The 6,462-nt window shown below is 64.2% G+C and carries 6 protein-coding genes; 3 read left to right on the top strand and 3 right to left on the bottom strand.

Annotated elements, in window-relative coordinates:
- The first annotated feature begins 188 nt into the window (after positions 1-188).
- Positions 189-566: a hypothetical protein gene (locus ACODSK_RS32000; protein WP_489022071.1), complete on the top strand. Its 378-nt coding sequence runs from the start codon at positions 189-191 to the stop codon at positions 564-566.
- Positions 567-570: 4 nt separating this feature from the next.
- Here the strand turns inward: ACODSK_RS32000 and ACODSK_RS31995 are convergent, their stop codons facing one another.
- Positions 571-1,407, bottom strand: coding sequence for a CvfB family protein (locus ACODSK_RS31995; RefSeq protein WP_489022070.1), 837 nt, complete (start codon positions 1,405-1,407; stop codon positions 571-573).
- Between the two features lie 165 nt (positions 1,408-1,572).
- Here ACODSK_RS31995 and ACODSK_RS31990 point away from each other — a divergent pair, with 165 nt between their 5' ends.
- Positions 1,573-2,427 (top strand): DUF6279 family lipoprotein, encoded by an 855-nt coding sequence (locus ACODSK_RS31990; RefSeq protein WP_489022068.1) that lies wholly within the window; start codon positions 1,573-1,575, stop codon positions 2,425-2,427.
- On the opposite strand, the gene aceK is transcribed toward ACODSK_RS31990, so the two are convergent.
- Positions 2,424-4,154, bottom strand: coding sequence for a bifunctional isocitrate dehydrogenase kinase/phosphatase (gene aceK / locus ACODSK_RS31985; protein WP_489022066.1), 1,731 nt, complete (start codon positions 4,152-4,154; stop codon positions 2,424-2,426). The genes ACODSK_RS31990 and aceK overlap by 4 nt on opposite strands.
- A 220-nt stretch (positions 4,155-4,374) precedes the next feature.
- On the opposite strand from aceK, the gene ACODSK_RS31980 reads away from it, so the two are divergent.
- Positions 4,375-5,283: a DMT family transporter gene (locus tag ACODSK_RS31980; RefSeq protein ID WP_489022064.1), complete on the top strand. Its 909-nt coding sequence runs from the start codon at positions 4,375-4,377 to the stop codon at positions 5,281-5,283.
- On the opposite strand, the gene ACODSK_RS31975 is transcribed toward ACODSK_RS31980, so the two are convergent.
- A complete protein-coding gene (locus ACODSK_RS31975) occupies positions 5,240-6,109 on the bottom strand; it encodes a DMT family transporter (RefSeq protein WP_489022063.1) in 870 nt (289 codons plus the stop codon). The two genes, ACODSK_RS31980 and ACODSK_RS31975, sit on opposite strands and share 44 nt — an antisense overlap.
- Between the last annotated feature and the right edge of the window lie 353 nt (positions 6,110-6,462).

Genomic DNA, 6,462 nt, shown 5'->3' with positions numbered 1-6,462 from the left:
CCGCTCCCACAGGGTTTTGTGTTGTGCTTGATCGAGATGTGTAGATACCTATGCCGCGATGCGCCGCGCGGGCGGCGCTCGATCTCAAGAGCGCTGAAAATCTGTCGACAGGCACCTGCCACTTTATGTTTCAGCCCATTGCCCGCAAAATAGCCGGCCTTTTCCAGGCATCACCCGCAGGACACCCCATGAAGCTCGACAAGACCACCGCCATCGCCCGTCGCAACGAGGTGCTGGGGATTCCCGCGCTGAACAGCGACAACACTCTGTTCGCCGTACTCGACAGCAAGCGCAGCCTGTGGTGGTTCGATGTGCCGGTGGCCTGGCTGCGCACCAATACCGGATGGGTGAACCTGCTGCTGCACACCCCGGAAGGCGATCAGTTGCAGCACCTGAAGGTGCCGCGGCGCTACCTGCGCTCGCACATGGAGCAGATGGAAGTACGCAAACCTGGCAAGCGCCGTTCGACCATCAGCATCGCCCTGTCCGCCGACCGCGACTCGCTGCTGCGTGACCTGCGCCCGGGTGGCGAAAACCTGGATTTCTCCGGTTTCCGCCAGCGCTGAGACGTCAGGCCAGTTCGATGCGGTTGTCGTGGATGACGATCTGGCCGCTCTTGTACAAGGCGCCGATGGCCTTCTTGAAGTTGCCCTTGCTGACCCCGAACAGGTCGCTGATCACCTGCGGGTCGCTCTTGTCGCTGACTGGCAGCACGCCGTCGGCGGCCTTGAGCTTGGCAAGAATCTGCTCATGCAGGCTGTCGGCGGCGCCGGCACCGATCGGTTGCAGGCTCAGGGCGATCTTGCCGTCGTCGCGGATTTCCTTGATGTAGCCCTTCTCCTGCTTGCCCGAACGAAGGAACTTGAACACCTCGTTCTTGTGGATCAGGCCCCAGTGCTGGTTGTTGATGATCGCCTTGAAGCCCATAGGGCTCTCTTCCACCACCAGCAGGTCGACCTGCTGGCCGACCCGGTAGTTGACCGGGGTCTTGTCCAGGTAGCGGTCGAGCTTGGCGGTCGCGGTGACGCGACGGGTGCGGCGGTCGAGGTAGACATGCACCACGCAGTACTCGCCGGCGCGCATCTGGCGCTTTTCCTCGGAGTACGGCATCAACAGGTCCTTAGGCAGGCCCCAGTCGAGGAAGATGCCGATACTGTTGATCTCGACCACCTTGAGGCTGGCGAACTGGCCGACCTGGACCTTGGCCTTCTCGGTGGTGGCGATCAGCTTGTCCTCGCTGTCGAGGTAGACGAAGACGTTCAGCCAGTCCTCGATCTCGCTCGGCGTATCCTTGGGGATGTAGCGCTTGGGCAGGAGGATCTCGCCCTCCGCGCCGCCATCCAGGTACAGACCGAAGTCCGTGTGCTTGACCACCTGCAAAGTGTTGTAACGCCCAACTGAAGCCATCTTCGAAATCCTCGCTGCGAGGCGCGCATTCTACACGCGAACCGCGGCGCTCGCCCTGCGCTTCGGCAGTTTTGCCCGCGAATCGGCGTTGTCGCGATCGATTTGAACCGCATCGGCCTAACCTGCTCTATAACCACTAAGCAAGCCAATGCAAGGACGCCCATCATGTCCGTTCGTCTGCGCCCGATCCTGCTGATTCTCGCCATCCTCCTGCTGCTGTCCTGCACGCGCCTGGACCTGGCCTACCGCAACCTCGACGTGCTGGTGCCCTGGTCGCTCGGCGACTACCTGGACATGAACCGGCAACAGAAGAACTGGCTCGACCAGCGCCTCAAGCAGGAGCTGTCCTGGCACTGCAAGACCCAGTTGCCCGGCTACCTGGGCTGGCTCGACAGCATCCGCCAGATGGTCGCCAGCAACCAGGTCAGCGACCAGCAGTTGCAGGCCCGGACCCTGGAGGCGCGACAGGCGGTGGGCCGGGTCGCCGAACAGATCACCCCGTCGGCGGCGCAACTGCTGCGTGGCATGAACGACGAGCAAGTGCGCGAAATGCGCCAGAACTTCGCCAAGGACATCGAAGAGCGCCAGGCCAAATACGTGAAGACCCCGTTGGCCCAGCAGATCGAACAACGCGGCGAACGCATGGAAAAACGTCTGTCGCCCTGGTTCGGTGGCCTCAGCCCGCAACAGCGCGAGCGGGTAGCTTCATGGTCGGCGCAACTGGGTGAGCAGAACCGCCAGTGGATCGCCAACCGCGCCCACTGGCAGGCCCAGTTCAGCAGCCTGATGGAACAGCGCGGCGCTGACGACTTCGAGCAGCGCCTGGGCCTGCTGCTCAAGGACCGCGAACGGTTCTGGACACCGGAATACCGCGTCGCCTTCGCCAATACCGAGCAACAGTTGCGCAGCCTGCTGGTCGACCTGATGGCCCAGAGCAGCGCCGAACAGCGCCAGCATCTGGACCAGCGCCTGGGCAAGGTGCGCCAGGACTTCAGCGAGCTGAAGTGCCTGAAGAGTTAAACGATCACCTCATCACGGCCCTTGCGCCGGTACGGGAACACATCGATCACCTTGCCGGCGCGGATCGCCTCCTGCAGCCCCTTCCAGTAGTCGGCGTCGTAGAGCTCGCCGTGCAGCTGGCTGAACAGCCGGCGCTGGCCGATATCGGCGAACAGGAACGGCGGGAACTCCTCGGGGAACACATCGTGAGGGCCGATGGAATACCACGGTTCGCTGGACATCTCGTCCTCGGGAAAACGCGGCGGCGGGATATGGCGGAAGTTGGCCTCGGTAAGGAAGGTGATTTCGTCGTAGTCGTAGAACACCACCCGGCCATGGCGGGTGACGCCGAAGTTCTTCAGCAGCATGTCGCCGGGGAAGATATTCGCCGCCGCCAGTTGCTTGATCGCCAGGCCGTAGTCGTCCAGCGCCTCGCGGACCTGGGCGTCGTTGGCGTTCTCCAGGTACAGGTTGAGCGGGGTCATGCGCCGCTCGGTCCAGCAGTGGCGCACCAGCACCGTATCGCCCTCGACCGTCACCGTGGACGGTGCCACTTCCAGCAACTCGGCCAGGCACTCAGGCTCGAACTTGCTCACCGGGAAGCGGAAATCGGAAAACTCCTGGGTATCGGCCATGCGCCCGACGCGGTCGACGCTTTTTACCAGGCGGTACTTCTCGATCACCGTGGCGCGGTCGACGTTCTTCGACGGCGAGAAGCGGTCCTTGATGATCTTGAACACGGTGTTGAAGCCCGGCAGGGTGAACACGCTCATGACCATGCCGCGCACCCCGGGAGCCATGATGAAGCGGTCGTCGGTAGCGGCCAGGTGGTTGATCAACGCGCGGTAGAACTCGGACTTGCCGTGCTTGTAGAAACCGATCGAGGTGTACAGCTCGGCGACGTGCTTGCCCGGCAGGATGCGCTTGAGAAAGCCGACGAACTCCGCCGGCACCGGCACATCAACCATGAAGTAGGAACGGGTGAAGGAGAAGATGATCGAGACATCGGCTTCGTCGGTGATCAGCGCATCGATGTCGATGCCCTGGCCCTCGCGGTGCAACAGCGGGATCACCAGCGGCCACTGCTCGTCCTGGGTGAAGATGCGCCCGACCAGATAGGCGCCCTTGTTGCGGTAGAGCACAGGGGAAAACAGCTCGACCTGCAATTGCGGGTCCTTGCACACCCAGTCCGGCAGGTTCTCGCGCAGTTGCGCCTCCAGCCGCGCCAGGTCACCGGGCAGGTCGGCGTAGGGCACATCGAAGCGGTAGTCCTCGAAGATCCCGGCGAGCAAGCCGTTGAGTTGCCCGTCGGGGCGATAGGTGCGGGTCTGCGCCGCGCGCTCGTGGGCCCGCAGCGAGGGCCGGGTGGTGTGGATGAACATGCAGCCATCGCTGATCAGGTCGTGGCTGAACAGGCTGCAGAAGATCGAGTTGTACCAGGTCTCCGACAACTCATCGTCCAGGCGCGGGTCGATCAGGTTGATGTACGCGCTTTTCACCAGCGGCCACAGCGAGACGTCCAGCAACACCTCGTCCTCGAAGCCTTCGCGCAAGCGCGCGGTAACTTCCGCGACCTTCTCCTCGTAGAGGTTGATCCGCGCTGCCGCAGCGCTCTGGATCTGTTGCCAGAGGGCCTTCTCGAAGCGTTCGCGGGCGCCATCGGTGATCTGCCGAAAGTGCTCGCGGTAGTTGTCGAAACCATCGAGGATCATCCGGGCGATATCGGCGGCCGGCCATTGCTGGGGCATATCAGGACCTCAGGCGGAAGGGACGAAAGCCTGAGAGTAACCGCGGCTAATGCCCGCTGCACAGAGGCGGATCAGCCAAATCGGCAGCACCTTGCCAGTACTGCTTTTGCGACACGCTGCGGATAAACCGCAATGAACGGATTCAGCCCGCAAGAAAGCGGACGAGATCGCCGCCGGTTATGCCGTACACTCGCCTCCCCGTTCCTGCCCGGAGAATCCCGTGAGTCCCATCGCCCTGTCCCGTCTGCTGATCCTCGCCGCCGTCTGGGGCGCCAGCTTTCTGTTCATGCGCATCATCGCCCCGGTGCTGGGTACGGTGCCCACGGCGTTTTTCCGGGTCAGCATCGCCTGCGCCGGGTTGCTGGTGATCCTCGCCCTGATGCGGGTGCGCTGGGATTTCCAGGGCAAGTTCAAGGTTGCCCTGGTGTTGGGGATGATCAACTCGGGGATTCCGGCGACGCTCTATTCGGTAGCCGCCCAGGTGCTGCCGGCCGGTTACTCGGCCATCTTCAACGCCACCACGCCGCTGATGGGCGTGCTGATCGGCGCGCTGTTCTTCCATGAGGCCATGACCCTGCCCAAGCTGGCCGGGATCTTCCTCGGCCTGCTGGGGGTGGGCATTCTCAGCGGCGCCGGCCCGGTGGCCTTCGACCTGCAACTGTTACAGGGCGCCCTCGCCTGCCTCGGCGCCACCACCTGCTACGGCTTTTCCGGCTTTCTTGCCCGGCGCTGGCTGGACCAGCGCGGCGGCCTCGACAGCCGCCTGTCCGCGCTGGGCAGCATGATGGGCGCCAGCCTCCTGCTGACGCCGTTGTTCGCCTGGAGCCTGATCACCCAGCCACCGGCCAGCTGGGGTGGCTGGCCGGTATGGCTGTCGCTGCTCGGCCTGGGCCTGCTGTGCACCGCCTTCGCCTACATCCTGTACTTCCGCCTGATCAGCGAAATCGGCCCGGTGAAATCCTCCACCGTGACCTTCCTGATCCCGGCCTTCGGCGTGCTCTGGGGCGCCTGGCTGCTGGACGAGCCGCTGTCCACCGCACACCTCTACGGTGGACTGCTGATCGGCCTGGCCCTGTGGCTGGTGCTCAAGCCCGCGCGGGCTGGCGGAACACAAACAGCAGGCCGATAACGATCAGCGCCATGCCCAGCAGGCTCAGGGCCGCCAGGCGGTTGCCGAAGATCAGGTAGTCCATCACCGCGGTCACCGCCGGCACCAGGTAGAACAGGCTGGTGACATTGACCAGGTTGCCGCGGGCGATCAGGCGGTACAGCAACAGGGTCGCCAGTACCGAGACCACCAGGCCCATCCACGCCACCGACAGCAGGAACTGCGCATTCAGGTGCAGGTCCAGCGGCTGGAACGGGGCGAACAGCGCGCACATCAGCAAGCCGGCAAGGTACTGCAACGGCAAGGTCCCCAGCGGCTCGCGGGTGATGCGCTTCTGCAGGATCGAACCGCCGGTCATGCTCGCCAGCGCCAGCAGGGCGAAGAGCATGCCGGACCAGGACATGCCGCCCAGGCCGATGCCCTGCCAGACCACCAGGACCAGCCCGGCCAGGCCCAGGCACAGGCCGAACAGCCGGGCCAGGGAACGTCGACGCTCGATCAGCATCACCGTGAGGATGGGTTGCACCCCCATGACCGTGGCCATCACCCCGGGGGTGACCTTCAGGTCCAGGGCCAGCAGGTAGAAGATCTGGTAGGCACCGAGCAGGATGCCGCCGGTGAGCAGCGCCTGGATGACGGCGCCGCGCTCGCGAGGCCAGCGCAATTTCAACAGCGGGCCGAGCAGCACCAGGGCGACCAGGGCCAGGAGAAAGCGGATCAGCAGGAAGGCGAAGGGTGTCGCCTGGGCCAGCCCCAGTTTCGAGACGATCGCCCCGCTGCTCCAGAGCAGGACGAACAGGCTGGTAGTGGCCGCCGAGGCCACGGAGGTTTTGTGCAGGAAAGACATGGATTGCCACCTGTATTCGGGCAAGTAAGCCGAACGGACGGACTGCGAGGGTGCAGCCGGCCGGATTCAGAAGCGTTGGGGGTGCAGGGGCGTCAGCCCACTACCACCACGGCCACAACGGTTCCGACAGGTGGGTACTGGCTGGTGCCGGCCCGCTGAATCCCGCGCACGACAACCACCGCGGCGGGCGCGGTAGCGAAGTCTGGGGTTACAGGGGAAGCTGGCATGAGCGAGTCTTCGGGTGAGGTACAGAGGATCGGGACTATAGGCCTGGCATTTTGATAGTGCAAGCCTTGAGGGCCCTATCGCCGGCAACGCCGGCTCCCACAGGTACCGCGTGCGCCGCCGAAACC

Source organism: Pseudomonas sp. FG98 (assembly GCF_057808595.1).
This window is presented reverse-complemented; position numbering and strand designations above follow the sequence as displayed.

Bases quoted from the DNA above. Each gene is read 5' to 3' on its own strand.
- ACODSK_RS31995 (WP_489022070.1), bottom strand. From the start codon at position 1,407: ATGGCTTCAGTTGGGCGTTACAACACTTTGCAGGTGGTCAAGCACACG.
- aceK (WP_489022066.1), bottom strand. From the start codon at position 4,154: ATGCCCCAGCAATGGCCGGCCGCCGATATCGCCCGGATGATCCTCGAT.
- ACODSK_RS31975 (WP_489022063.1), bottom strand. From the start codon at position 6,109: ATGTCTTTCCTGCACAAAACCTCCGTGGCCTCGGCGGCCACTACCAGC.
- ACODSK_RS32000 (WP_489022071.1), top strand. From the start codon at position 189: ATGAAGCTCGACAAGACCACCGCCATCGCCCGTCGCAACGAGGTGCTG.
- ACODSK_RS31990 (WP_489022068.1), top strand. From the start codon at position 1,573: ATGTCCGTTCGTCTGCGCCCGATCCTGCTGATTCTCGCCATCCTCCTG.